General features: G+C 68.2%; 23 protein-coding genes, 1 tRNA gene, 4 pseudogenes and 1 riboswitch. Of the genes and pseudogenes, 13 read left to right on the top strand and 15 right to left on the bottom strand.

The annotated features are described in order from the left end of the window. Window positions 1-15: 15 nt before the first annotated feature. Window positions 16-318 carry a hypothetical protein gene (locus tag ACZ7IB_RS38035; RefSeq protein WP_470919022.1) on the top strand — a complete coding sequence of 101 codons (303 nt, stop codon included), beginning with the start codon at window positions 16-18 and terminating at the stop codon, window positions 316-318. Window positions 319-493: 175 nt separating this feature from the next. Here the strand turns inward: ACZ7IB_RS38035 and ACZ7IB_RS38030 are convergent, their stop codons facing one another. Beyond that, window positions 494-1,876 carry a DUF445 domain-containing protein gene (locus ACZ7IB_RS38030; protein ID WP_470919020.1) on the bottom strand — a complete coding sequence of 461 codons (1,383 nt, stop codon included), beginning with the start codon at window positions 1,874-1,876 and terminating at the stop codon, window positions 494-496. 146 nt (window positions 1,877-2,022) lie between these two features. On the opposite strand from ACZ7IB_RS38030, the gene ACZ7IB_RS38025 reads away from it, so the two are divergent. After that, the gene (locus ACZ7IB_RS38025; RefSeq protein ID WP_470919018.1) at window positions 2,023-3,273 is read left to right on the top strand and encodes an SGNH/GDSL hydrolase family protein; all 1,251 of its coding nucleotides are present in this window, start codon (window positions 2,023-2,025) and stop codon (window positions 3,271-3,273) included. Window positions 3,274-3,341: 68 nt separating this feature from the next. Here the strand turns inward: ACZ7IB_RS38025 and ACZ7IB_RS38020 are convergent, their stop codons facing one another. Beyond that, complete coding sequence (locus ACZ7IB_RS38020) at window positions 3,342-3,797, bottom strand: MerR family transcriptional regulator (RefSeq protein ID WP_470919017.1); 456 nt, start codon at window positions 3,795-3,797, stop codon at window positions 3,342-3,344. Window positions 3,798-3,821: 24 nt separating this feature from the next. Here ACZ7IB_RS38020 and ACZ7IB_RS38015 point away from each other — a divergent pair, with 24 nt between their 5' ends. Further along, window positions 3,822-5,303, top strand: a complete 1,482-nt coding sequence (locus tag ACZ7IB_RS38015) for an MFS transporter (protein WP_470919016.1) — start codon at window positions 3,822-3,824, stop codon at window positions 5,301-5,303. Here ACZ7IB_RS38015 and ACZ7IB_RS38010 read toward each other — a convergent pair. The 4 genes from ACZ7IB_RS38010 to ACZ7IB_RS37995 all read right to left on the bottom strand — a co-directional run bounded on the left by ACZ7IB_RS38010 (window position 5,300) and on the right by ACZ7IB_RS37995 (window position 8,822). Beyond that, the gene (locus ACZ7IB_RS38010; RefSeq protein ID WP_470919080.1) at window positions 5,300-6,007 is read right to left on the bottom strand and encodes a DUF1707 SHOCT-like domain-containing protein; all 708 of its coding nucleotides are present in this window, start codon (window positions 6,005-6,007) and stop codon (window positions 5,300-5,302) included. The genes ACZ7IB_RS38015 and ACZ7IB_RS38010 overlap by 4 nt on opposite strands. Before the next feature lie 61 nt (window positions 6,008-6,068). Continuing rightward, the gene (locus ACZ7IB_RS38005) at window positions 6,069-7,103 is read right to left on the bottom strand and encodes an ABC transporter ATP-binding protein (RefSeq protein WP_470919015.1); all 1,035 of its coding nucleotides are present in this window, start codon (window positions 7,101-7,103) and stop codon (window positions 6,069-6,071) included. Window positions 7,104-7,147: 44 nt separating this feature from the next. After that, window positions 7,148-8,029 carry an ABC transporter permease gene (locus tag ACZ7IB_RS38000; RefSeq protein ID WP_470919014.1) on the bottom strand — a complete coding sequence of 294 codons (882 nt, stop codon included), beginning with the start codon at window positions 8,027-8,029 and terminating at the stop codon, window positions 7,148-7,150. Beyond that, a complete protein-coding gene (locus ACZ7IB_RS37995) occupies window positions 8,022-8,822 on the bottom strand; it encodes an ABC transporter permease (RefSeq protein ID WP_470919079.1) in 801 nt (266 codons plus the stop codon). The genes ACZ7IB_RS38000 and ACZ7IB_RS37995 overlap by 8 nt, the downstream gene beginning before the upstream one ends. Window positions 8,823-8,991: 169 nt before the next feature. Here ACZ7IB_RS37995 and ACZ7IB_RS37990 point away from each other — a divergent pair, with 169 nt between their 5' ends. After that, window positions 8,992-11,385 carry a transglycosylase domain-containing protein gene (locus tag ACZ7IB_RS37990; RefSeq protein ID WP_470919012.1) on the top strand — a complete coding sequence of 798 codons (2,394 nt, stop codon included), beginning with the start codon at window positions 8,992-8,994 and terminating at the stop codon, window positions 11,383-11,385. Here the strand turns inward: ACZ7IB_RS37990 and ACZ7IB_RS37985 are convergent. The 3 genes from ACZ7IB_RS37985 to ACZ7IB_RS37975 all read right to left on the bottom strand — a co-directional run bounded on the left by ACZ7IB_RS37985 (window position 11,379) and on the right by ACZ7IB_RS37975 (window position 12,581). Beyond that, on the bottom strand, window positions 11,379-11,699 hold the full coding sequence (locus ACZ7IB_RS37985) for a DMT family transporter (RefSeq protein ID WP_093900307.1): 321 nt from the start codon (window positions 11,697-11,699) through the stop codon (window positions 11,379-11,381). The two genes, ACZ7IB_RS37990 and ACZ7IB_RS37985, sit on opposite strands and share 7 nt — an antisense overlap. A 40-nt stretch (window positions 11,700-11,739) precedes the next feature. Beyond that, a riboswitch (guanidine-III (ykkC-III) riboswitch) is annotated at window positions 11,740-11,804 on the bottom strand. Between the two features lie 56 nt (window positions 11,805-11,860). Next, on the bottom strand, window positions 11,861-12,199 hold the full coding sequence (locus ACZ7IB_RS37980) for a GroES family chaperonin (protein WP_470919010.1): 339 nt from the start codon (window positions 12,197-12,199) through the stop codon (window positions 11,861-11,863). A gap of 61 nt (window positions 12,200-12,260) precedes the next feature. Further along, a complete protein-coding gene (locus ACZ7IB_RS37975; protein WP_470919009.1) occupies window positions 12,261-12,581 on the bottom strand; it encodes a DUF3618 domain-containing protein in 321 nt (106 codons plus the stop codon). A gap of 128 nt (window positions 12,582-12,709) precedes the next feature. On the opposite strand from ACZ7IB_RS37975, the gene bcp reads away from it, so the two are divergent. The 3 genes and pseudogenes from bcp to ACZ7IB_RS37960 all read left to right on the top strand — a co-directional run bounded on the left by bcp (window position 12,710) and on the right by ACZ7IB_RS37960 (window position 14,649). After that, window positions 12,710-13,177 carry a thioredoxin-dependent thiol peroxidase gene (gene bcp / locus ACZ7IB_RS37970; RefSeq protein WP_470919007.1) on the top strand — a complete coding sequence of 156 codons (468 nt, stop codon included), beginning with the start codon at window positions 12,710-12,712 and terminating at the stop codon, window positions 13,175-13,177. A 223-nt stretch (window positions 13,178-13,400) separates the two neighbouring features. Then, window positions 13,401-13,751, top strand: a pseudogene (locus ACZ7IB_RS37965) (MFS transporter); the annotation flags it as partial. A gap of 95 nt (window positions 13,752-13,846) precedes the next feature. Next, window positions 13,847-14,649, top strand: a pseudogene (locus ACZ7IB_RS37960) (IS5 family transposase). Between the two features lie 22 nt (window positions 14,650-14,671). Here ACZ7IB_RS37960 and ACZ7IB_RS37955 read toward each other — a convergent pair. After that, complete coding sequence (locus tag ACZ7IB_RS37955) at window positions 14,672-15,181, bottom strand: GrpB family protein (protein ID WP_470919006.1); 510 nt, start codon at window positions 15,179-15,181, stop codon at window positions 14,672-14,674. A gap of 191 nt (window positions 15,182-15,372) precedes the next feature. On the opposite strand from ACZ7IB_RS37955, the pseudogene ACZ7IB_RS37950 reads away from it, so the two are divergent. The 3 genes and pseudogenes from ACZ7IB_RS37950 to ACZ7IB_RS37940 all read left to right on the top strand — a co-directional run bounded on the left by ACZ7IB_RS37950 (window position 15,373) and on the right by ACZ7IB_RS37940 (window position 16,841). After that, window positions 15,373-16,033, top strand: a pseudogene (locus ACZ7IB_RS37950) (HNH endonuclease signature motif containing protein). Further along, window positions 16,030-16,695, top strand: a complete 666-nt coding sequence (locus tag ACZ7IB_RS37945; RefSeq protein WP_470919005.1) for an HNH endonuclease — start codon at window positions 16,030-16,032, stop codon at window positions 16,693-16,695. Before ACZ7IB_RS37950 ends, ACZ7IB_RS37945 begins: the two are co-directional and overlap by 4 nt. Before the next feature lie 72 nt (window positions 16,696-16,767). Then, a tRNA-Leu gene (locus ACZ7IB_RS37940) sits at window positions 16,768-16,841 on the top strand. A 53-nt stretch (window positions 16,842-16,894) separates the two neighbouring features. Here ACZ7IB_RS37940 and rdgB read toward each other — a convergent pair. The 4 genes from rdgB to ACZ7IB_RS37920 form a co-directional block, all read right to left on the bottom strand. Then, window positions 16,895-17,497, bottom strand: coding sequence for an RdgB/HAM1 family non-canonical purine NTP pyrophosphatase (rdgB, locus tag ACZ7IB_RS37935; RefSeq protein ID WP_470919003.1), 603 nt, complete (start codon window positions 17,495-17,497; stop codon window positions 16,895-16,897). 21 nt (window positions 17,498-17,518) lie between these two features. Continuing rightward, window positions 17,519-17,911 carry a hypothetical protein gene (locus ACZ7IB_RS37930; RefSeq protein WP_470919002.1) on the bottom strand — a complete coding sequence of 131 codons (393 nt, stop codon included), beginning with the start codon at window positions 17,909-17,911 and terminating at the stop codon, window positions 17,519-17,521. A 102-nt stretch (window positions 17,912-18,013) separates the two neighbouring features. Next, a complete protein-coding gene (rph, locus tag ACZ7IB_RS37925; RefSeq protein WP_470919001.1) occupies window positions 18,014-18,751 on the bottom strand; it encodes a ribonuclease PH in 738 nt (245 codons plus the stop codon). A gap of 119 nt (window positions 18,752-18,870) precedes the next feature. After that, a complete protein-coding gene (locus ACZ7IB_RS37920; protein WP_014046255.1) occupies window positions 18,871-19,104 on the bottom strand; it encodes a PTS sugar transporter subunit IIB in 234 nt (77 codons plus the stop codon). A gap of 222 nt (window positions 19,105-19,326) precedes the next feature. Here ACZ7IB_RS37920 and ACZ7IB_RS37915 point away from each other — a divergent pair, with 222 nt between their 5' ends. Both ACZ7IB_RS37915 and ACZ7IB_RS37910 read left to right on the top strand, forming a co-directional pair. After that, on the top strand, window positions 19,327-20,637 hold the full coding sequence (locus ACZ7IB_RS37915) for a PTS transporter subunit EIIC (RefSeq protein WP_470918999.1): 1,311 nt from the start codon (window positions 19,327-19,329) through the stop codon (window positions 20,635-20,637). A gap of 259 nt (window positions 20,638-20,896) precedes the next feature. After that, entirely contained in the window at window positions 20,897-22,162 is a 1,266-nt protein-coding gene (locus ACZ7IB_RS37910; protein WP_470918998.1) for a PTS transporter subunit EIIC, read from the top strand. Window positions 22,163-22,336: 174 nt separating this feature from the next. On the opposite strand, the pseudogene ACZ7IB_RS37905 reads toward ACZ7IB_RS37910, so the two are convergent. Further along, a pseudogene (locus ACZ7IB_RS37905) lies at window positions 22,337-22,423 on the bottom strand (transposase); the annotation flags it as partial. Here ACZ7IB_RS37905 and ACZ7IB_RS37900 point away from each other — a divergent pair. Then, on the top strand, window positions 22,410-22,850 hold the full coding sequence (locus ACZ7IB_RS37900; RefSeq protein ID WP_470918997.1) for a hypothetical protein: 441 nt from the start codon (window positions 22,410-22,412) through the stop codon (window positions 22,848-22,850). The pseudogene ACZ7IB_RS37905 and the gene ACZ7IB_RS37900 sit on opposite strands and share 14 nt — an antisense overlap. Window positions 22,851-22,878: the final 28 nt, after the last annotated feature.

Below are 22,878 nucleotides of genomic sequence, written 5' to 3'. Positions count from 1 at the left end.
GCGAAGGTGGCTGCGATGGCGAAGGTTCCGGCAGCGGCGGTGGCGGCGAGCGGGCTGGTCGGCGGGTACGCCGTCGCACGGTGGACCAAGAAGCGGCCGCTGGGCGGGGTCGCCCTCGCCGCCGCGGGCAGCGTCGCCGCGTACGAGTGGAACCGGCAGGCCGGGCCGCGCGCGGCCGTCGGGCTGACCACCGCGTATGTCGCCGCGTTCGCCGGTTCGCACCCGCTGGCCAAGAAGGTCGGCGCCTGGCCCGCCGTCTTCGCCGTGGCGGGCAGCGTGGCCGCCGCGTCGTGGGCGGTCACCCGCCGGGCCGCCTGAATCGCGTACGGATTGCCGGTGATCAGCCGGTGATCATCTGCCGGACGCGTTGAACGCGGGCGGGACCATGTGCGTATTCAAGGGCACTCCCCCGCGTAAGCCGGGTGCGTATCCGTACGACAGGACGGGTACGCACCCGGAACCCTCAAGGCTCCGCCGAGCCGGAAACCGGGCCCTACGCCCCCAGTGCCCGCGACACCGTATAGATCAGCAGCCCCGCCAGCGCACCCACCACCGTGCCGTTGATCCGGATGAACTGCAGGTCACGGCCGATGTGCGCCTCGATCTTCTTCGATGTCTGGTCCGCGTCCCAGCTCGCGACCGTGTCACTGATCAGCGACGTGATCTCCGCGCGGTACGTCGTGACGACATAGACCGCCGCGTCCTCCAGCCAGCCCTCCAGCTTGGCCTGCATCCGCCCGTCCGTCGCCAGCCGCGCGCCGAACGTCAGCAGTGAGGCCCGCGCGCGCAGCCGCAGCTCGCTCTGCTCGTCGTCCGCAGCCGCGATTATCATCGTGCGCACCGACGACCAGGCCGATGCGATGACCTCCTGGACCTCGCCGCGCCCCAGGATCTCCGACTTCAGCCGCTCCACCCGTGCCCGGGTGTCCGAGTCCGTCTGGAGGTCGGCCGCGAAGTCCGTCAGGAACGTGTCGATCGAACCGCGCGCCGGGTGCCCCGGCATGTCCCGCATCTCCGTGATGAAGCGCAGCAGTTCCTTGTAGACCCGCTCCCCCACCCGCTTGTCGACGAACCGCGGCGTCCAGCCCGGTGCCCCGCCCTGCACCGCGTCCATCACCGAATCGCCATGCAGCACCAGCCAGTCGTGGGCGCGCACACAGATCAGGTCCACCATCCTGCGGTGGCCGCCGTCCGCGACGATCTTCTCCAGCATCTTGCCGAGACCGGGAGCGATCTCCGCCGCATTGGCCCGCCGGGTGATCGCCTCACCCACCACGGCCTGCACATCGGAGTCCCGCAGCACCGTCAACGCACCGCGCAGCGCGGTCGACAGCTCGGCGGTCACCCGGCCGGCGTGTTCCGGCTCGGCGAGCCAGGCGCCGAGCCGGCCACCGATACCCAGGGCATGGATACGGCTGCGTACGACATCGCCGGAGAGAAAATTCTCGCCTACGAAGGAACCCAGGGAGGCTCCCAGCTGGTCCTTCTTGGTGGGGATGATGGCGGTGTGCGGGATCGGCAGGCCGAGCGGACGCTTGAACAGCGCCGTGACGGCGAACCAGTCGGCCAGCGCACCCACCATCCCCGCCTCGGCCGCCGCGGCGACGAAGCCCGGCCAGCCGCCCACACCCGCGTTCTTCGCCCAGGTGGCGAGGACGTACACGAGGGCGACCAGCAGAAGGAGGCCCGTGGCCGTGGTCTTCATCCGGCGTACGCCGCGACGCTTCTCCTCGTCGGCTGCGGTGTACGCGAACGAGGCGAGGGGGGCCGGGCGGCCCCCGCTTGCGGGACGGGCCGCGCCCGCCACCTGCTCCCGGGCACGCTCCGGCCGCCCCGCACCCTGTTCCCCGGGTCCGGTCCCATCGATCCGTTCCATCCGCTCCACCCGTCCGCGTACGCATCGCCCCCGGTGTCCCGTACGCATTGTCCTTACCTGACGTACTCCCGGGCCGCACGTCGAGTTCCCGACACCTTGCCCCATCATGGGATCAGTCCGATTAACCACGAGGAGACACACCGTCCATGCCCAGGCGCCAGGGGTACGCCCTGCACACCGCCCTCGTGGCGGGCACCGCCGCGCTCGCCGCCGGCGTGGCGTTCGCCGGCTCCCTGCTCTTCTCCGGCTCCGGCACCCGGTCGCAGCAGACCGCCGCACCCGACCCGCGGTCCGTGGCCCGTACGCCCGCCGCACCGGCCCACTCCACCGGCCTCTGGCTCGGCACCTGGGCGGCGGCCCCCACCACCGGGGTGATCGACACATACAACGGCAGCGACCTGACCCGGCGCACCATCCGTAACGTCGTACACACCAGCATCGGCGGCGACGCGGCCCGCATCACCCTCTCCAACCTCTTCGGCACGCACCCGCTGGTCGTGGACCACGCCACGGTCGACACCCGCCCCGTGACCTTCCGGGGCGCCGCCGCCGTGACCGTCGCCGCGGGCGGACAGATCGTCAGCGACCCGGTCCTCGTCCCGGTCGCCGCCGACGCCGATCTCGTCGTCACCCTGCGCACCCCCACCGCCGAGGGCCCCGTCACCATCCACCCGGGCACCCACCAGACGTCGTACGTGGAGGACGGGCGGGGCACCCGGCGCACCACCGACTGGCGCTACCTCACCGCCGTCGACGTACACAACGAGACCGCCGCCGGAACGATCGCGGTGATCGGGGACTCGCTCACCGCGGGCACCGGCTCCACCCTCGACGCGAACAGCCGCTGGCCCGACGTGCTCGCCGACCGGCTGCACGGCCGGTACGGAGTGGTCAACGCCGGCATCGCGGGCAACCGCATCCTGCGCGACGGACGCGGTGTACGGGCGAGCGCCCGCTTCGACCGCGACGTACTGGACGCCGCCGGGGTGAAGACGGTCGTCATCGCGCTCGGCATCAACGATGTGCAGCAGTTCCCGCAGGAGACCGACCCGCAGCGCATCGCGGACGCGCTGCGCTCCATGACCCGGCGCGCCCACGCACGCGGACTGCGGGTCGTCGGGGCGACGCTGATGCCGTACGAGGGGTTCCGCACCTGGACACCCACGCAGAACGCCGTACGGGAACAGGTCAACGAGCTGATCCGGGCGGGCGGGATCTTCGACTCGGTCATCGACTTCGACAAGGCGGCCCGCGATCCGTACCACCCGACCCGGCTGCTGCCCGCCTACGACTGCGGCGACCATCTCCACCTGAACGACACGGGCTACCGGCGACTGGGTTCACTGGCGGACCTGCCGGTCCTGGAGCACAGCGGTCCCGTCTCCGACGAGCTCTGACGCTCCGGGGCCGCCGCAACCGGTTGCCGCAACAACCCGTCGCCCGCGGGTGCGTTGGAGGGGATTGCTCAGCGGGCACCGGGCGGACGGTTGGGTGCCCACAGGTGTTCGGCGTCGCCGGCGGCGAGCCGGTCCCGGTAGACGTCGATCTTGTGGTCGATGAGTCTCAGGTTCTCCTGGAGTTCGGCTATCCCGGCGAGCACCTGGTCACGATGCGACTCGAGCAGGTCCAATCGCTCGTCTTCGTTGCCCCGGCCCGCCGCGACGAGCTCGGCGTAGCGGCGGATGCCCATGATGGGCATACCGGTCGCCCGCAATCTGGTGCAGATGGTGATCCACTCCAGGTCGAACCGACGGTAGCGGCGCCGCCCGCCGTGTGTGCGTTCGACGGGGGTGACGACCAGGCCGGCGCGTTCGTAGTAACGCAGGGTGTGGGCGCTCACTCCGGTACGGCGAGCAGCCTCGGCGATGCTCAGCCCCGTCTCCGGAACCGGCTCGGGCAGCTGTCGGTTGACTTCGAGCACGGTCTAGATCCTAGCGTCCGGGACATGCCAGAACACCTGCCTGAACTCAGCCCTCGCCGCCGGCTCCTGGTGCTCGCGATCTGCTGTGCCAGCGTGATCGTCGTGGTGATGGACATCTCCGTCGTCAACGTCGCGCTGCCGTCGATCCGTCGCGATCTGCACGCCTCCGTGTCCGGCCTGCAGTGGACGGTCGACGCGTACACCATGGTGCTGGCCGGCTTCCTGGTGCTGGCCGGATCCACCGCTGACCGGGTCGGCCGTCGGCGCATCTTCCAGATCGGCCTCGCCACCTTCGGGCTCGGCTCGCTGCTGTGCGGCCTGGCGCCGAGCATCACCTGGCTGATCGCGGCGCGTGCGATGCAGGCCGTCGGCGGCACGATGCTCAACCCGGTGGCGATGGCGATCGTCGCCACCACGTTCCGTGACCCGGTCGAACGGGCCAGGGCCATCGGTGTGTTCGGCTCGATGACCGGTCTGTCGTTGGCTCTGGGGCCGATCCTCGGCGGTGCACTGGTCGACGGTTTCGGCTGGCGCTCCATCTTCTGGATCAACGTGCCGATCGTGGCCGCCGCGATCGTGTGCACCTCGCTGTTCGTGCCCGAGTCCCGCGCCGCCCGGGCCCGCCGGTTCGACCCGGTGGGCCAGACCCTGATGATCCTGGTACTGGGCGGCGTCGTCTTCGCGATCACCGAGTCCCGGCGGTTGGGCTGGACCTCGCCGGTCGTCCTGGGCCTGCTCGCCGTGGCCGTGCTCGGCGTGCTCGGCATCCTCGGCTACGAACCGCGCCGCACCGACCCGCTCCTCGAACTGCGCCTGTTCCGCAGCGTTCCGTTCAGCTCGGCGATCCTGATGGCCCTCTTCGCTCTGTGCGGGTTCGGCGCGTTCCTGTTCGTGACCACCCAGTACCTGCAGGACGTGCGCGGCATGTCGGCGCTGACGGCCGGGCTGTGCCTGCTCCCGGTCGGGGCGCTGGTCGTGGTCCTCTCCCCGTTCACCGGCCGGCTGGTCGGCGTGCGCGGTCCCAGACTGCCTCTGACGGCCGCCGGGGCGGCGCTCGCGCTGGGCGGCGGCGCGTCGCTCTGGCTGGGACCGGCCACCCCGCTGCCGACTGTGCTCTCGGTCTATGTGCTGTTCGGCTTCTTCCTGGGCACCGTCAACCCGCCGATCACCAACACAGCAGTCTCCGGAATGCCCCGCTCGATGGCCGGGGTGGCTACCTCGTTGGCCTCCGCGGGCCGGCAGACCGGCACCACCCTGGGCGTCGCGATCTCCGGAACGATCGGGGGACCGGTCTCGGCCCGCAACGGCACGGCGTTCACCCACGCGGAGCACGGCGTGTGGTGGATGGTGCTCGGGCTGGGTGCCGGCATCGTGGCCCTGGGGCTGCTCAGCACCGGGCGCTGGGCCTTGGGCACCGCCGCGCGAGCGGCGACATTGTTCGAGGAGGTCGACCGTGGCACGCATCTCCGAACAGCCGCTGTCGACGCCCGCAATCGCGAGTTCTAGTCGCCGCGCCCCTCGCCCTTCTCCAGCCTCCCCCGCTCGCGCCTGCGCTCGCGTTCCTCCAACTCCCGGGCTCGCGCCGTGTCCCTCAACCGCTGCTTCTCCGCCTTGCTCCGCTTGCGCTCCACCCGGACGCCGCCCATCAGCGCAAAGCCGGTGATCCGCACCCGCGGGGAGTCCGGGGACACGGTCCCCTCGTCCTTCGATTGCTCACGGAAGCCGCCCATGATGCCGATACCCCTGACCTGGGCGTTCAGCTCCGGCGGGACCTTCACGCGGATACCGCCCATGATCGTGAAGCAGCGGATGACCGCCTCGCGGTCCTCGAAGTTGGCCTCGCGCAAGTCGATCTCGCCGCCGCCCCACATCGCGAACGCGGTGAACTTCCGGCCCACCGTCCAGTTTCCCCGGCGACCGAAACCGCCCCAGAGCGCGAAGGCACCACCCGACGTGGCGGGCTTGCCGATACGGTCCGCCCAGCGCACCGCCGAACCCGTCGCCGCGGCTGCCGGGGCCGAACCCAACGGGGCCACCGCCGTGCCCGGCGCCGGGAGGTCACGCACGAGCGGTTCCAACTCCCCGTACGTACGCGCCTTGTAGGTTGCTTCGAGCCGGTGCTCGAACTCCTCCATCTCCAGCCGGCCCTCGGCCACCGCCTCGCGCAAGGTCTCGGCGACTCGCTCGCGCTCGGCATCGGAAGCGCGCATGTCAGGGAGGTCGCTTGTCATACCGCACAGCCTATTGAACGCGTGCGCTCCCGTCACCGATCTACTGGGCGGTGGCCGACACGTACATCTTCGCGATCACGGCCTCGATGTCCGGCTCCCGCACCGACAGATCGACCAGGGGATACTCCGCGGCAATCCGGGCGACCAGCGGCGCGGCCGACTCCGAGGCCGGGAAGGCCAGCCACTGGCGCGGCCCCTCCACCTTCACCGTACGGACCGAAGGCGCCGACTCCAGCCGGATCGGCGGGAGTTGACGCTCCAGGTCGACCACCAGCATCCGCTCACTCTCGCCCACCTCATGCAGTCCGGCGAGCGCCCCGTCGTACATCAGACGGCCGTGGTCGATCACCATCACACGCTTGCAGAGCTGCTCGATGTCCGTCAGATCGTGCGTGGTGAGCAGCACGGTCGTACCGCGGTCGGCGTTCAAGTCCCGTAGAAATCCCCGGACTTTGGCCTTGGACACGACATCCAGGCCGATCGTGGGCTCGTCCAGGTACAGCACCTCGGGATCGTGCAGCAGCGCCGCCGCGATGTCGCCGCGCATCCGCTGCCCCAGCGAAAGCTGTCGTACGGGTACGTCCAACAGCTCGCCCAGATCGAGGAGTTCGACGCAACGGTCCAGATTCTCGCGGTAGCGGGCGTCGGGAATCCGGTACATCCGGTGCACCAGCCGGTACGAGTCGCGCAGCGGCAGGTCCCACCAGAGCGTGGTGCGCTGACCGAACACCACACCGATGCGGTGAGCCAGCCTCGTACGCTCCCTGGACGGGTCGATGCCCGCCACCCGCAGCCGGCCGCCGCTCGGGGTGAGGATGCCGGTCAGCATCTTGATCGTGGTCGACTTCCCGGCACCGTTCGGGCCGATGTAGCCGACCATCTCGCCGCGCGCGACGCGGAAGCTGATGGAGTCGACCGCTCGCACCCGGCGGCGTTCACTGCGCATGAAGCCGGTCTTGCGGCGCACGTCGAAGACCTTTTCGACGTTGTCGAGCTCGATGAAGCCGGTGTCGGTGCCCTTGCCGTTGTCCGTGCGGATGTCCGTGCCGGTGCCGGTGTGGGTTTCTGCGTTCATGTCCGATGCCCTCGCCCTTGCCCTCGCCCTGCTCGATGTTTTCGTCAACTGCCCGTGCTGCGGTACGCGCGCAGGCCCGAGCGCCAGGCCAGGCCCGCGAGCAGCCAGCACAGGCCCGCCACCACCGGAGGCAGGAACGCCACCCAGTCCGGCAGGCCCAGCGGATAGTCCCGGCCCAGCACATACAGCGCGGGCAGCCAGTTCACGAAGGCCAGCGGCACAACAAACGTGACCCCGCGCACCAGGTCCTTCGAGAAGATCGACGGCGGGTACTGGAGCAGCGTGTTTCCCCCGTACGTGAAGGAGTTCTGCACCTCGGAGGCGTCCTGCGCGACGAACTGGAACGCCGCCCCGGCCACGAACACCGCCGCGAAGATCGCCGCCCCGCTCAGCAGCATCAGCGGAATCATCGCCGCCTTCAGCGGCGTCCACCCGATGTCCAGCGTCACCAGCGCGTACCCCAGGACCAGCACCCCCTGGGTGATCCGCCCCATCCTGCGCAGCGCGAACCGGTCCGCCGCGACCTGGGCGAGCACCGGCACCGGCCGTACCAGCAGCGTGTCCAGCGTGCCGTCGCGCACCCGCCGCCCCAGCCGGTCCATCGAGCCCATCACCAGGTCGGCGAGACCGAACGCGGTGCCCGAGGCCCCGTACAGCAGCGCGATCTCCGCCAGCGTGTAACCGCCCAGCGCATCCACGTGCTGGAACATCAGAAGGATCGCGACGAAGTCGAAGGCGGTCACCGCGAAGTTCCCGAACGCCGTCATCGCGAACGAGGCGCGGTACGCCATCGTCGAGCGCAGCCACATCGTCGCGATCAGCCCGTACGCCCGGACCCCCTCGACGAGCCTCGACCGCTCGACGAACACCACCTCGGGCGTGCCCGCCGCCTCGGCCACCTCCACCGCACCGGCCGTCTCAGCCACCCTGAACCACCACCCTCCTCGTCGCCACCGACTGCACCAACCGCCCCACCAGCAGCAGCGTCAGCGCCCAGCCGCCCTGGAAGGCGTACGCCTCCACCAGCCCCCACCCCGTGCTCTTACCGAGCAGCACATCGGCCGGCACCTGGAGCAGCGACGACCACGGCAGCACCCGCGCCACGTCGCCCAGCACCCCGGGAAACAGCGTCAGCGGCAGCAGCATCCCGGAGAAGAACATCCCGGCCAGGGCCGTCATCTGCGACACCCCCGCCCCGTCCAGCAGCCAGAACGCGGAGAGCGCCACCAGATAGCGAATCGCGAAACTGACCACGACACCGAGCGCCACCGAGACGAGGAAGGCCAGCCAGATCCCCGGCGAGGCGGGCAGCGCCAGATCGAAGGCGAGCGAGCCCAGCAGCATCGGCACGATGCCGCGGCCCAGCAGATGGAACGCCGCCCGGCCCAAGTCACCCGCCAGCCACCACAGTTGGAGGTCGACCGGCCGGTAGAGATCCACCGCGACATCGCCCGTACGGATCCGCTCGATCAGCTCGTCCTCGAAACCGCCGCCCATCATGGCGCAGGTCATCAGCAGCGCCTGCCCCAGCCACACATAGGTGAGCGCCTGGGGCATGTCGTAACCGCCGAGCTGCGGACGCTCGTCCCACAGCGCCACATAGGTGTACGCCATGATGAAACCGAAGACGGTGTTGGTGAACACTCCTGCCGCCGTCGCGGTCCGGTAAGTGGCATAGCGCCGGAACCCACCCGCCGCCACCACCGCGTACAGCCGCACCGCATCCACCCCCATCACCCGGGCGCCCAACGGCGTTGAACACCAAAGCGCAAGACCTTAGTCCAACGAGACGGCCGCCGCGACCGCTTTTCAGGGGTCGATCCGGGGCTTATTCCACAGAAAAGGGCACTATGGGGGAACTGACCGCGGCCGAGGAGTCTGCACGGACATGAGCGACGAGCCACAGCAGCCGAACGGGGAACACGAACCCCGGGGCTGGGACCCCAGGGACCCGTCCGCCCACGGCAGCAACAGCGGCAACAGCGCAGATCGGGGCGGCAAAGCCGGCCGGGCGAACAAGCACAGGCGCCCCAAGCGCACCGGCTGGCGGCGCGCCTCCCCCACCTGGCGGATGGTCCTCGGCGCACTCGTCGTCCTCGCCCTGCTCCTGATCGGCGGCTTCATCGCCGGATACCAGCTCGTCGAGATCCCGCCCGCCAACGCCAGCGCCACCGCGCAGTCCAACGTCTACCTCTACAAGGACGGCAGCGTCATCGCCCGCTCCGGCGAGGTCAACCGGGAGAACATCAAGCTCGCCCAGGTCCCGCTCACCGTCCAGCACGCCGTCCTCGCCGCCGAGGACCGCAACTTCTACTCCGAACGGGCCGTCGACCTCACAGCCATGGCCCGCGCCGCCTGGAACACCCTCACCGGCAAGGGCAGACAGGGCGGCTCGACCATCACCCAGCAGTACGTCAAGAACTACTACCTCGGCCAGGAACAGACCATCATCCGCAAGATCAAGGAGTTCTTCATCGCGGTCAAACTCGACCGCGAGGAGTCCAAGAACCAGATCTTCGAGGGCTACCTCAACACCAGCTACTTCGGCCGCAACGCCTACGGCATCCAAGCCGCCGCACAGGCCTACTACGACAAGGACATCGGCGGCATCACCACCGCCGAGGGCGCCTACCTCGCCTCCCTGCTCAACGCCCCCAGCGCGTACGACGTCGTCGTCCACCCCCAGAACAAGGCCGCGGCCCTCGCGCGCTGGAACTACGTACTCGACGGCATGGTCAAGGAGAAGTGGCTCGCCGCCCACGAACGCGCCACCATGGAATTCCCCGTACCCGGCAAGGTCAAGCCGTCCAGCGGGCTCTCCGGACAGCGCGGCTACATCGTCCAGGCCGTCGAGGACTACCTCACCAGCAACCAGGTCATCGACGAGAACACCCTGGCCACCGGCGGCTACCGGATCACCACCACACTGGAGAAGAAGAAACAGAACGCGCTCGTCAAAGCCGTCGACGACAACGTCATGTCCCGGACGAGCACAGAGCGCGAGGCCGACCGCAACGTCCGCGTCGGCGGCGCCTCCATCGACACCGGCACCGGCCGGGTCGTCGCCATGTACGGCGGCATCGACTACACCAAGCAGTACGTGAACAACGCGACCCGACGCGACTACCAGGTCGGCTCCACCTTCAAGCCCTTCGTCTTCACCTCCGCCGTCGCGGGCGGCTCCACCACCCAGGACGGCCGGCGCATCACCCCCAACACCGTGTACGACGGCACCAACAAACGCATGGTCCAGGGCCCGAACGGACCCACCGGATACGCCCCCGCCAACGAGGACGACATCAGCTACGGGCCCATCACCGTCCGCATCGCCACCGACAAGTCCGTCAACGCCGTCTACGCCCAGATGGCCGAGGACGTCGGCCCCGACAAGGTCAAACAGACCGCCATCGACCTCGGCATCCCCAAGAACACCCCCGATCTCACCCCCTACCCGTCCATCGCGCTCGGCGTCGCCACCGCCAGCGTCCTCGACATGACCGAGGCGTACGCCACCCTCGCCAACCACGGCAGGCACGGCGCGTACACCCTCGTCGACAAGATCAGCAAGGGCGGCGAGGACCTGGAACTCCCCGGCAGGAACACCGAACAGGCCGTCAGCCGCGAAGCCGCCGACACCACCACCGCCGTCCTCCAGAGCGTCGTCGAGAGCGGCTCCGGCATCGCCGCCCAGGGCGCCGGCCGCCCCGCCGCAGGCAAGACCGGCACCGCCGAAGAGGACAAAGCCGCCTGGTTCGCCGGCTACACCCCCGACCTCACCACCGTCATCGCCGTCATGGGCCAGGACCCCGACACCGGCGCACAGAAACCGCTCTACGGAGCACTCGGCCTGGCCCGCATCAACGGCGGCGGCACGCCCGCCCAGACCTGGGCCCAGTACACCGAGGCCGCGCTGCGCGGCACCACGGTCGAGAACTTCGACCTCAGCCTCGAAAGCGGCGCCGAAGAAACCGCCCAGCCCACCGAGGAGAACTCCAGCCCCGGCACCACCGGAACACCGTCCGAGACCCCTTCCAGCACACCGCCCAGCAGCCCCGGGAGCACCCCGCCCAGCAGCCCGTCGACCCCCGGGATCAGCGAACCCGCCACCGGCGGCACGAACACCGGCACACCGCCCGGCGGCGGAACGGAAATCGGCGGCGCCGAGAACGGCGGCGGGGACAACGGCGACCGGGACCGCTACGACTTCCTCCCGGGCGCCCGCGGAACCCCGGCACCCCCGGCCACCCCGGCACCGCAGGGCACCCCGGCGCCGCGTCAGTGACCCGAGGTCGCCTTCAGCCCCACCACGGCCACCAGCAGCAGAGAAACGAAGAAGATCCGGGCGGCGGTCACCGGCTCACCCAGCACCACCATGCCGAGAACCGCCGCACCGGCCGCACCGATACCGACCCACACGCCGTACGCCGTACCGATCGGCAGCGTCTTCGCCGCATGGGACAGCAACACCATGCTCATCACGATCCCGAGGCCCGTGAACACACTCGGCCACAGCCGGGTGAACCCCTCGGTGTACTTCATCCCGATCGACCAGCCCACTTCGAGCAGACCGGCGACAACCAGCAGAACCCACGCCATGACAGAACCTCCGACGAAACAGAAAACGCGAACAACACGGGGTGCGTCGTCTTTGCATAGCCCGGTACGGCGCGTCTCGTCGGGGTCACACCACCGTAGCAAAGAACATGCAAAGGGCCTGGTGACACTGGTCACCAGGCCCCACTCGCAACTGCTGCCGCCTACAGATACAGCCCGGTCGAATCCACCGACCCCTCGAACCGGTCCGCCGCCACCGCATGCAGATCCCGCTCGCGCATCAGCGCATACGCCACACCGCGCACCTCGACCTCCGCACGGTCCTCGGGGTCGTACAGCACCCGGTCGCCCGGCTCCACCGTCCGCACGTTCTGCCCCACCGCGACCACCACGGCCCAGGCCAGCCGACGGCCGACCGCAGCCGTCGCCGGAATCAGAATGCCGCCACCCGAGCGGCGCTCGCCCTCCGGCGTATCGGACCGGACCAGCACACGGTCATGGAGCATGCGGATGGGCAGCTTGTCGTCGGTGTTCTCGCTCACGCCCCGCAACCTACCTGTCCGCCGCAGCTCCGCACGCCTCCGGGGTACACAGACCTCGGCATCAGTTCTTCCGCCGCCGCTTCGACACCGCGAGCAGACCCACGACACCCACCGCGAGCAACGCCGCCGGAATCACCCGCTCCAGACGCGGAGCGCCGTCCTCGGACACAAACTGCGCCTTCACGTCCGACACCGTCCGGTTCACCGCCACAAAAGCCCGCCCGGCCGTCCGGTCCATGGCCTCGGCGGCCTTGGCCTTCGCATCACCCATGATCGTCTTCGGGTGCACCCGCACCCCGATCTCATCGAGCACCACCGCAAGCTGCTCACGCCTGCTGATGATGTCCGCCTCGATCTGCGCAGGGGTCCTGGCATCCGACACTGCGCCGCCTCCGTGGTCCTCGTCCGGTAAACCTTCATCGACAGTCTGTCAGCTCGACCGCCCACGTTCCCGGCGGCACCCCTATTACGCTCGGTCCCGTACACCCCACGTGCCACCTGAGGAGAACCATGAGCGAGCGACTCCAGCCCGGCGACACCGCCCCCTCCTTCACCCTCCCCGACGCCGACGGCAACGAGATCTCGCTCGCCGACCACAAGGGCCGCAAGGTCATCGTCTACTTCTACCCGGCCGCCCTCACCCCCGGCTGCACCAAGCAGGCCTGCGACTTCACCGACAACCTGGACCTGCTCGCCGGCGCCGGATACGACGTCATCGGCGTCTCCCCCGACAAGCCCGAGAAGCTCGCCAAGTTCCGCGAGAAGGAAAACCTCAAGGTCACCCTGGTCGGCGACCCCACCAAGGAGACCCTTGAGGCATACGGCGCCTTCGGCGAGAAGAAGCTCTACGGCAAAACGGTGACGGGCGTCATCCGCTCCACGATCGTCGTGGACGAAGAGGGCAAGGTCGAACGAGCCCTCTACAACGTCAAGGCCACCGGCCACGTAGCCAAGATCATCAAGGACCTCGGAATCTGACCCGAGCCCGTCGAGGACCGCCTCGGACGGCCGAGAGGATGTGAGGGACATCCCATTCGGCCATCGATCTGGTTTGCAGCCGCCATGACCGCGCAGAAGCCTTTCCCGGAACACCCACCCGAGGAAAGGACCCGGCCATGGCGGCCTCCGACCCCCATCAGGCGGCCGATCCGGAAGCGGTCAAACGCCACCCCACCCTTCCGGCAGTAACCGGCCGACGCTGATCCTCTGCATCTGCCTCTCCCTGGTCTGCATGCTCGGCACCATGTCCGCCACCCTCCCGGCCCTCTTCCCCACCCAGGTCCGCTACGGCTCCCTCTCGGTGGACTACAACCTCTCGGCCTCCCTCTTCGGCGGTACGACCCCGCTGGTGATCACAGCCCTGATCAGCTGGAGCAGCGCCAACCTGATGCCGGCCTACTACGCGATGGCGGCTGCCCTGGTCGGCGTGATCGCCGTGGCCTGCATAAAGGAGACCGCCCGGAAGCCGTTGGCCAGCTCCCCGCCCTCGGTGGAGGCACATGAGGAGGCGGCAGAACTGGCCGCGGCCCAGACACTGGATCCGAGGTTCTGACCCCGGGACTCCGCCCCTCGATGGAATGGCCTGCACCGCTTCAGCCTCGATTAAGACGTCGTTTCTTATGGCGGTTGTCGGTCGTTGAGCGGTGTATGACGGACCTGGTTGAGCGGCTGGTGCCGGACGAGTTGTGGGTGCTGTTTCGGCGGGTGGTGCCTGCGACGGAGGTGAAGCGTCCGCAGGGCGGGGGCCGGCGCCGGGCGGGTGACCGCGAGGCGTTGGCCGCGATCGTTTTCGTGGCGACGTCGGGTTGCACGTGGAGGCAGCTGCCTCCTGCGTTCGGTCCGTGCCGGCAGACGGTGTACCGGCGTTTCGCCCAGTGGAGCCGGGACCGGGTCTGGGCCCGGCTCCACCGTGTCGTTCCTGATGAACTCGGTGCCCGTGGCGAGCTGGACTGGTCGCGATGTGCGATCGATTCCGTCAGCCCCCGGGCTGCAAAAGGGGGCCACTGACGGGACCGAATCCGACCGACCGAGGCAAGTTGGGACCGAAGATTCACTTGATCACGGATCGGAACGGACTGCCGCTGTCGCTGGGTATCTCCGGCGCGAACACGCACGACAGCCAGGGACTGGACCCCCTCGTCCGCGGCATCCCGCCCATCCGTTCCCGCCGTGGCCCGCGCCGCCGACGGCCGGCGAAGCTGCACGGCGACAAGGGCTACGACTATGACCACCTGCGGCGATGGCTCCGCTCTCGCGGCATCACGCCTCGGATCGCGCGTAAAGGCATCGAGTCCTCACAGCGCCTCGGCCGACACCGCTGAGTGGTCGAGCGCACGGTGTCCTGGCTGGCCGGCTGCCGCCGCCTTCATCGCCGTTATGAGCGCAAGCCGGAATACTTCCTCGCGTTCGTCGGTATCGCTGCCGTCCTCATCGGCTACCGGCGACTTTGATGCGTGATGACCCTCACGCCTGTCAGCCGACCTGACGGGCTGCAGCCATGATCTCAGCGACAATGCGTGCCTTGAGCGCGGAGTAAGCGAGCAGAGTGGGGGCTTGGCCCGCTGCTTCACGCTTGGTACGGGCATACCGTCGTGCCAGCTCCGGATGGGCAATGAGGAAGTCCCGGAAGAGAATATTGTCCTTCCATAGTTGCCCGTTGCGTTCCATGACGTGGATGTTGGCAGGGCACACGGAGCGCCTCCTGAGGTACTCGCGTCCCGGGACACCGGCGGGGCCAAGATGCTCGAATCCCAAACGCTGGATGGCCTCGACGACGGCCGGGATACGAGCGGACGCACAGCCCACCTGCACGTCGATGACCGGCTTTGCGTCCAGCCCGGGCACGGACGTGGAGCCGATGTGTTCGACGTCAGCGGAGGCCCACGCCAGCTGACGTGAGACGTCACGGACGAGCGCATGCCCCACCTGTGCCCAGGCTGGGTCATAGGGCACAACGTGGATGGGCTCATCGAGATCCACCATGACGCCAGAGTAACGACAGCCGGCGCACCGGGTGGGTGCGCCGGTAGTAGTCGACTCATCCAACCATTAGAAACGATGTCTAAAGCGGTGCGGGCCATTCCGCATATTTTCAGATATCGGACGTGACTTCCCGATAAACGGTTCGTTGTTCCGTACGAGGCCGCGAACGTGCGGTCGGATACGGAGGGGGCATGTCGTTAAGCCCGTACACGCGCGAGCGCCTAGAACAGGCTGCCTCGTCATCGAGGACACTGTCCGAGGCACTGACGAAACTCGGGGTCGATCCGAAGAGTTCAACACGGCGATACATCACCGATCGCATGAGGAAAATGGGCATAGCCACCGGACACTTCGAGCGCGAGGGCACGCGCTGGACAAGGGAAGTCCTGGAGCCTGTGATCGCTTCCTCGACAAACATGTGCCAGGTGCTGCGGAGTCTTGGCCTTGAAGTGGTGGGCGGTCATCACGCTCACATCAGCCGCCGAGTGAAGGCTCTCGGCATCGACACGTCGCACTTTGCGCAGCCCCCGCAGGAAAGGGGAAACAAGACGCCGTCGCCCCGAGGAACTTCTGATCGACCAGGATCCGTCCAATGCGCGCCGGATACCGGGCGACCGACTCAAGCGCGCCATGATTGCCATCGGCACCGAGGAGCGCTGTGCGATGTGCGGCGCAGAGCCGACCTGGCGGGGCCGACCGCTCCCGCTTGAGGTCGATCACATCGACGGCAACTGGCGGAACAATCAACCCCGGAATCTACGTCTGCTCTGCCCTAACTGCCACTCGACGACAGACACTTACCGGGGTCGCGGCAAAGGACGTCATAACTCGGCGGCAGGTACGACGCGGTGAGCACCGGCATCCGATACACACGCGAACGGCTGGCTGAAGCAGCCGAGAAATGCGACGACATCGACGAAGTCATCACTTTCCTGGACACACGTCCTTACGGACAACTCCGCCGGCATCTCTTCAAGCGCTTCGAACACTTCGGTATCGACATCTCACACCTCCGCAGCCGCGTCTACCGTAAAATCCGGCCACGTCCCTCCAGAGCGGAGCTCAGCGAAGCCGTCGCCGCGTCCATTTCCATCGCGGGCACGCTCCGGCTACTGGGGCGGCTCGACACCACGAGCGAGCGGAACCATCTGCGGCGTTGGATCGCCGAGGACGGTCTCACCACTGCACATTTTCTGGGCCAGGGTCATCAGCGAGGGCGAGCTGGCCCCACCCCGCTGAAGACCGCCAAGCATGTGCTGCTCAAGCACGATGGCGAGCGCCGCACGAAGACCGTCCTACTCCGTCGCGCTCTGCTGGAGATCGGTGTCCCCGAGGAATGCGCCGAGTGCGGAACCGGCGCCGTGTGGCAGGGCAAGCCGATGACGCTGGAAATCGATCACATCAATGGCGACTGGCGCGATGACCGTCAGGAGAACCTCCGTCTGCTCTGCCCGAACTGTCACGCTGTCACGGCCACTTGGTGTAGAGGTGGCAACCTGCGCCGTGACGTCTGACATTGGCAACAGGGGTCTTCCTCGTACCTGCCACCGTCAGCCCACAGAGGGAAGTAAGCTAGGCGCTGCTATGCGCCCGTACGCCATCTGGTTGAGCGGCGATCTTTAGGTGGTCGTGTATGTCGGTTCGAATCCGACCGGGCGCACCGAACACAGAGATGCCTGGTCTCCTCCCGGGAGGAGACCAGGCATCTCTGTGTCACCCCACCAGCTCCCGCACCACCGGCACCAGCGCCCGGAACGCCTTGCCGCGGTGGCTGATCGCGTTCTTCTCCGCCGGGGTCAGTTCCGCGCAGGTGCGGGTTTCGCCGTCCGGCTGGAGGATCGGGTCGTAGCCGAAGCCGTTCGTGCCGGACGGGGTGTGGCGCAGGGTGCCCAGCAGGCGGCCCTCGACCACGCGTTCCGTGCCGTCGGGGAGGGCCAGGGCTGCCGCGCAGGCGAAGTGGGCGCCGCGGTGGGGGTTGTCGATGTCGGAGAGCTGGGCCAGGAGCAGGTCCAGGTTGGCCCGGTCGTCGCCGTGGGTGCCGGCCCAGCGGGCGGAGAAGATGCCGGGGGCGCCGCCGAGTACGTCCACGCAGAGGCCGGAGTCGTCGGCGATGGCGGGGTGGCCGGTGGCCTTCGCGAGGGCGTGGGCCTTGAGGAGGGCGTTCTCGGCGAAGGTGACGCCGGTTTCCTTGACGTCGGGAATGTGGGGGTACGCGTCCGCGCCGACGAGCTCGTGGTCGAGGCCTGCGTCGGCGAGGATCGCGTGGAGTTCGGTGATCTTCCCGGTGTTGCGGGTGGCGAGGATGAGGCGGGTCATGTCACCCAGTATCGGGGGTGATCAGGGGGTGCAGACCTTGCCGATCTCCTTGGCGGCGTCGGTGACCGAGGTGATGTCGGGGGTGGCGTCGCCCTTGTCTACGGCGGTGCGGACGTTCTTGACACCGGCCTGGAGGTCGTCGACGGCTTTGGAGAGGTCGGCGTTGTCGGTCGCGTCACCGAGCTTGCCGAGTTCCTTGTCGATGTCGTCGAGGGCTTCGGATGCCTGGGTGGGGTCGTTCGAGGCGTTGGAGACGGCCTGTTGGAGGTTGTCGACGCTTGTGGCGATGGCGTCGGCGGTGCGGACGCAGTCGAGTGCCTTGTCGACGGCCCCGCAGCCGGCTGTCGCGGTGAGGGTGAGGGCGGTCAGGGTCAGCGCGACGGTGATGCGGCGGTGGCGGGTGGCCTCGGCCATGGTGCGGTTCCTCCCCAGGTGCGGATACGCGGACGGGCGCACGGTTCGACCCGTGCGCCCGTGTTCGTAACGACGCGTTGTGGTGCGTATTTGGTTGCTTCTTTACTCGCTCAGCGTGCGGGCCAGGGCCTCGTTCTGGAAAGCGGTGAGGTCTGCGCAGCCGGCGGTGGCGAGGTCGAGGAGGGCGCCCAGTTCCTTGCGGTCGAAGGGGGTGGCCTCGGCGGTGCCCTGGACCTCGACGAAGCGGCCGTCGCCGGTGCAGACGACGTTCATGTCGGTCTCGGCGCGGACGTCCTCCTCGTAGCAGAGGTCGAGGAGGGGGGTGCCGTCGACGATGCCGACGCTGATCGCCGAGACGGTGTCGGTCAGCGGCTTGCGGCCGTGCTTGACGAGCTTCTTGCGCTGGGCCCAGCTGACGGCGTCGGCGAGGGCGACGTAGGCGCCGGTGATGGCGGCGGTGCGGGTGCCGCCGTCGGCCTGGAGGACGTCGCAGTCGAGGACGATGGTGTTCTCGCCGAGGGCCTTGTAGTCGACGACGGCGCGCAGGGAGCGGCCGATGAGGCGGCTGATCTCGTGGGTGCGGCCGCCGATCTTGCCGCGTACGGATTCGCGGTCGCCGCGGGTGTTGGTGGAGCGGGGCAGCATGGAATATTCGGCGGTGACCCAGCCTTCGCCGCTGCCCTTGCGCCAGCGCGGGACGCCTTCGGTGACGGAGGCGGTGCAGAAGACCTTGGTGTCGCCGAAGGAGATGAGTACGGAGCCTTCGGCGTGCTTGCTCCATCCGCGTTCGATGGTGACGGGGCGGAGCTGTTCGGGGGTGCGGCCGTCGATACGAGACATGGTGTCGACTTTATCGGGTGCGGGGTGGCGGCCGTTCGGGTGCACCGCAGGCCCCGTCCGGGTGGGCAGGGCCTGCGTGGTGCTGAGTGCTTGGGCTCAGCGGGGGATTCGGCGGCTGGTCACATCATGTCTTCGATGTCGGCGGCGATGGGGTCGGCGTCGGTGCCGATGACGACCTGGATCGCGGTGCCCATCTTGACGACACCGTGGGCTCCGGCGGCCTTGAGCGCGGCTTCGTCGACCTTGCTGGGGTCGTGGACCTCGGTGCGCAGGCGCGTGATGCAGCCTTCGATCTCGTCGATGTTGTCGATACCGCCGAGCCCGGCGACGATCTTCTCAGCCTTGCTGGCCATGGCCTTCTCCCTGGTTGTTCACATGCATGCGACGGCCCACCATGGGTCCGTTTCGTCACCGTAACGCACGTTTGGCCCAGCTTCGCGAGCGAGCGACTGGACCGTCCCCAATGATGACGATCACCGGTGCCCTGTCTTCCAGGTGGGTTACGCACCGTACCTCAACTGGTCTACACCAGTGTGCAACGACCGCCGAACGCGTCTTGTTCCGGGAGGATGCCGATGAGCTCGAGCAGCGCCGCAGTTCCACGGAAGACGTGGTGGAACGGCCTCTTCCAGGGCCTCCAGAAGATGGGCCGCAGCCTCCAGCTCCCGATCGCCGTTCTGCCGGCGGCAGGCATTCTCAACCGGCTGGGCCAGCCGGACGTATTCGGCGACAAGGGCCTGCGTTGGGGCAATGTCGCCAAGGTGTTCGCGGCCGCGGGTGGCGCGCTGCTCGACTCGGGGCTCGGCCTTCCGCTGCTGTTCTGCGTCGGTGTCGCCATCGGCATGGCGAAGAAGTCGGACGGTTCGACCGCGCTCGCCGCGGTGACCGGCTTCCTCGTCTATTACGCGGTGCTGCACGCCTTCCCGGTGGACTGCGCGCCCGGTTCCACGTTCACTTCGGGCGGCACCTGGTTCGGCACCTGCGTCACCGGCAACGCCAAGGTCACGGCCGCGGAGTACCAGAACCCCGGGGTGTTCGGCGGCATCGTGATGGGTCTGCTGTCCGCCTGGTTCTGGCAGCGGTACCACCGGGTCAAGCTGGTGGACTGGCTGGGCTTCTTCAATGGCCGCCGGCTCGTCCCGATCATCATGGCGTTCGTCGGCCTTCTCGTCGCGGCGTTGTGCGCATGGCTCTGGCAGCCGATCGGCGACGGCCTGACCAGCTTCTCCAGGTGGCTGGTGGACCTGGACTGGGTGGGTTCCGGAATCTTCGGCATCGCCAACCGCGCCCTGCTGGTCATCGGCCTCCACCAGTTCCTGAACACTTTCGTCTGGTTCCAGTTCGGCGACTTCACCAAGCCGGACGGGACGGTCGTGCACGGTGACATCAACCGGTTCCTGCAGGGCGACCCGACGGCCGGTCAGTTCACCTCGGGATTCTTCCCGATCATGATGTTCGCCCTCCCGGCGGCGGCGCTGGCGATCTACCACTGCGCCAAGCCGAATCGCCGGAAGGCGGTCGGCGGCATGATGCTCTCGGTCGGCCTGACCTCGTTCGTGACGGGAATCACCGAACCGATCGAGTACTCGTTCCTCTTCGTCGCACCGCTGCTCTACGCGATCCACGCGGTGCTCACGGGTGTCTCGATGGCCGTGACATGGGCGCTCGGGGTCAAGGACGGCTTCAGTTTCTCCGCCGGGCTGATCGACTACGTCATCAACTGGCGCCTGGCGACCAAACCCTGGCTGATCATTCCGCTCGGCCTGGCCTTCGCCGTCGTGTACTACGCGATCTTCCGGTTCGCGATCACCAAATTCAATCTCCAGACTCCGGGCCGGGAGCCCGACGAGCTGGAGGAGGAGATCGAGAGGAACCTCACGAAGTAGCACTTCAGACGGGCTTTCAGCTCGGCCGGAGCAGGCCCTTGGACCCTTGTGGCCCGGGGGCCCTCGCCATGTGACCGAGCGTGGGTGATAGCTCATGCGAAGTAGTCGGAAATTGCAGGTTCCTTATCCAACCCATACCGTGCTACAACTGGTCTACACCACTGAGTGGTCCAGACCGCGTGCGTTCTGCCGCGTTTCTCGAGTCGCCGCCTCCCCCCGTCAACGACCTGGGCGGCGCCTTGTCCAATGGAGGAAGTTGATGTCCACGGCAGACACCGCACCCGCGGTCACCAAGAAGAAGGGCGCCGGCGTGATGGCGGTCATGCAGCGCATCGGCCGCAGCCTCATGCTGCCGGTCGCGGTGCTGCCCGCGGCCGCGCTGCTGGTCCGGCTCGGTCACGAGGACATGCTCGGCAGAAAGTCGTTCCCGGACTTCGTCACCAAGATCGCGAGCTTCATGGACGCGGGCGGCAACGCGATCTTCGCCAATCTGGCGCTGCTGTTCGCCGTCGGTATCGCGATCGGCTTCGCCAAGAAGTCGGACGGCTCGACCGCGCTCGCGGCCGTCACCGGCTACCTGGTCTTCCAGAAGGTGCTCGCCACCTTCACGGACAGCAATCTTCCGAAGATCGCGACGGTGGTCGACGGCAAGATAGTCATGACGGACGCCCCCGTGGACGCAGGGGTCCTCGGCGGTGTGGTGATGGGCATCGTCGTCGCGCTCCTCTACCAGAAGTTCTACCGGACGAAGCTGCCGGCCTGGGCGGGCTTCTTCGGCGGCCGCCGCCTGGTTCCGATCCTCTCCGCCTTCGCGGGTCTGCTCATCGGCATCGTCTTCGGATACATCTGGCCGGTACTCGGCACCGTGCTGCACAACTTCGGTGAGTGGCTGGTCGGTTCCGGCGCGGTCGGAGCGGGCATCTTCGGTGTGGCCAACCGTGCGCTGATCCCGGTCGGCATGCACCACCTGCTGAACTCGTTCCCGTGGTTCCAGGCGGGCGAGTACAACGACGCCCACGGCGACATCAACCGCTTCCTGGCCGGTGACCCGACGGCCGGACAGTTCATGACCGGCTTCTTCCCGATCATGATGTTCGCCCTCCCGGCGGCCTGCCTCGCGATCGTCCACTGTGCCCGTCCGGAGCGCCGCAAGGTCGTCGGCGGCATGATGTTCTCCCTCGCGCTCACCGCCTTCGTGACCGGCGTGACCGAGCCGATCGAGTTCACCTTCATGTTCATCGCGCCGGCGCTGTACGCGATCCACGCGGTGCTCACCGGTGTCTCGATGGCCCTTACCTGGGGCCTCGGCATAAAGGACGGCTTCGGCTTCTCCGCGGGTGCGGTCGACTTCTTCCTGAACCTCGGCATCGCGAGCAAGCCATGGCTGCTGGTCCTGGTCGGCCTCTGCTTCGCGGTGGTCTACTACGTGGTCTTCCGCTTCGCGATCACCAGGTTCAACCTGCCGACTCCGGGCCGCGAGTCCGACGAGGAGCTTGCCGAGCTCCTCAAGGCCGAGGCGAAGTAGGCCTCACGCCGGTGAACGACGAAGCCCTCACCTTCCCCGCGGGAGGTGAGGGCTTCGTCGTGCACCGGATGTGCGGGACGACCAGGGTGCGTTTCGAAAGTGCTGGTCACAGCCACTCGTTGATGGCTGCGAACAGGACGGTTGCCTCGTACCGGACGGCGAGCTTGTCAGGCCGTAGACCGTCTCCCACGGGCCGTACCGCTCGGGCACGTCCCGCCAGGGAGCACCAGCGCGGGTGCGCCAGCGTATGCCGTCTCGTACCGAGAGCGTGCTGTTCACCGCCACCGGCGTGGCCCTCGCCGAGCTGGCACGCGGCACCCTGGACGGGTGGGAGGAGGGTGCCGAGCGCTGCCGCAGCCGATCCGGCGCCCGGCTCGCCGTCGGCTCCACCCGCTACACCCTCGGCTTCCTGCTGAACGCGGTGGAACGAGTGACGGACACCTTCCAATCGGACGGAGTGCGGCTGACGGTCGCCCATGTACGTACCGCCGAACTGCTCGGCAAACTCGACAGCCATGACCTCGACCTGGTCTGCGGCAGCACCCTGACCACCGGCGCCGGCGATGAGCGCCTGCGCACCGCACCGGCCCCGGGCCATCCGCTCAATCTGCTCTGGGGCGGCCTGCGCCGCGAGCACGCCCGCCACCAGAGCGCCGAGCTCAGTGGTCCAGCAGACCGGCCGCGTTGATCCGGTGCAGATGGATGAGCACATCGTG

The organism is Streptomyces sp. NPDC037301, assembly GCF_055602785.1.
Note: the sequence above shows the minus strand (reverse complement) of the source record. Positions and strands in the feature narration are given on the sequence as shown.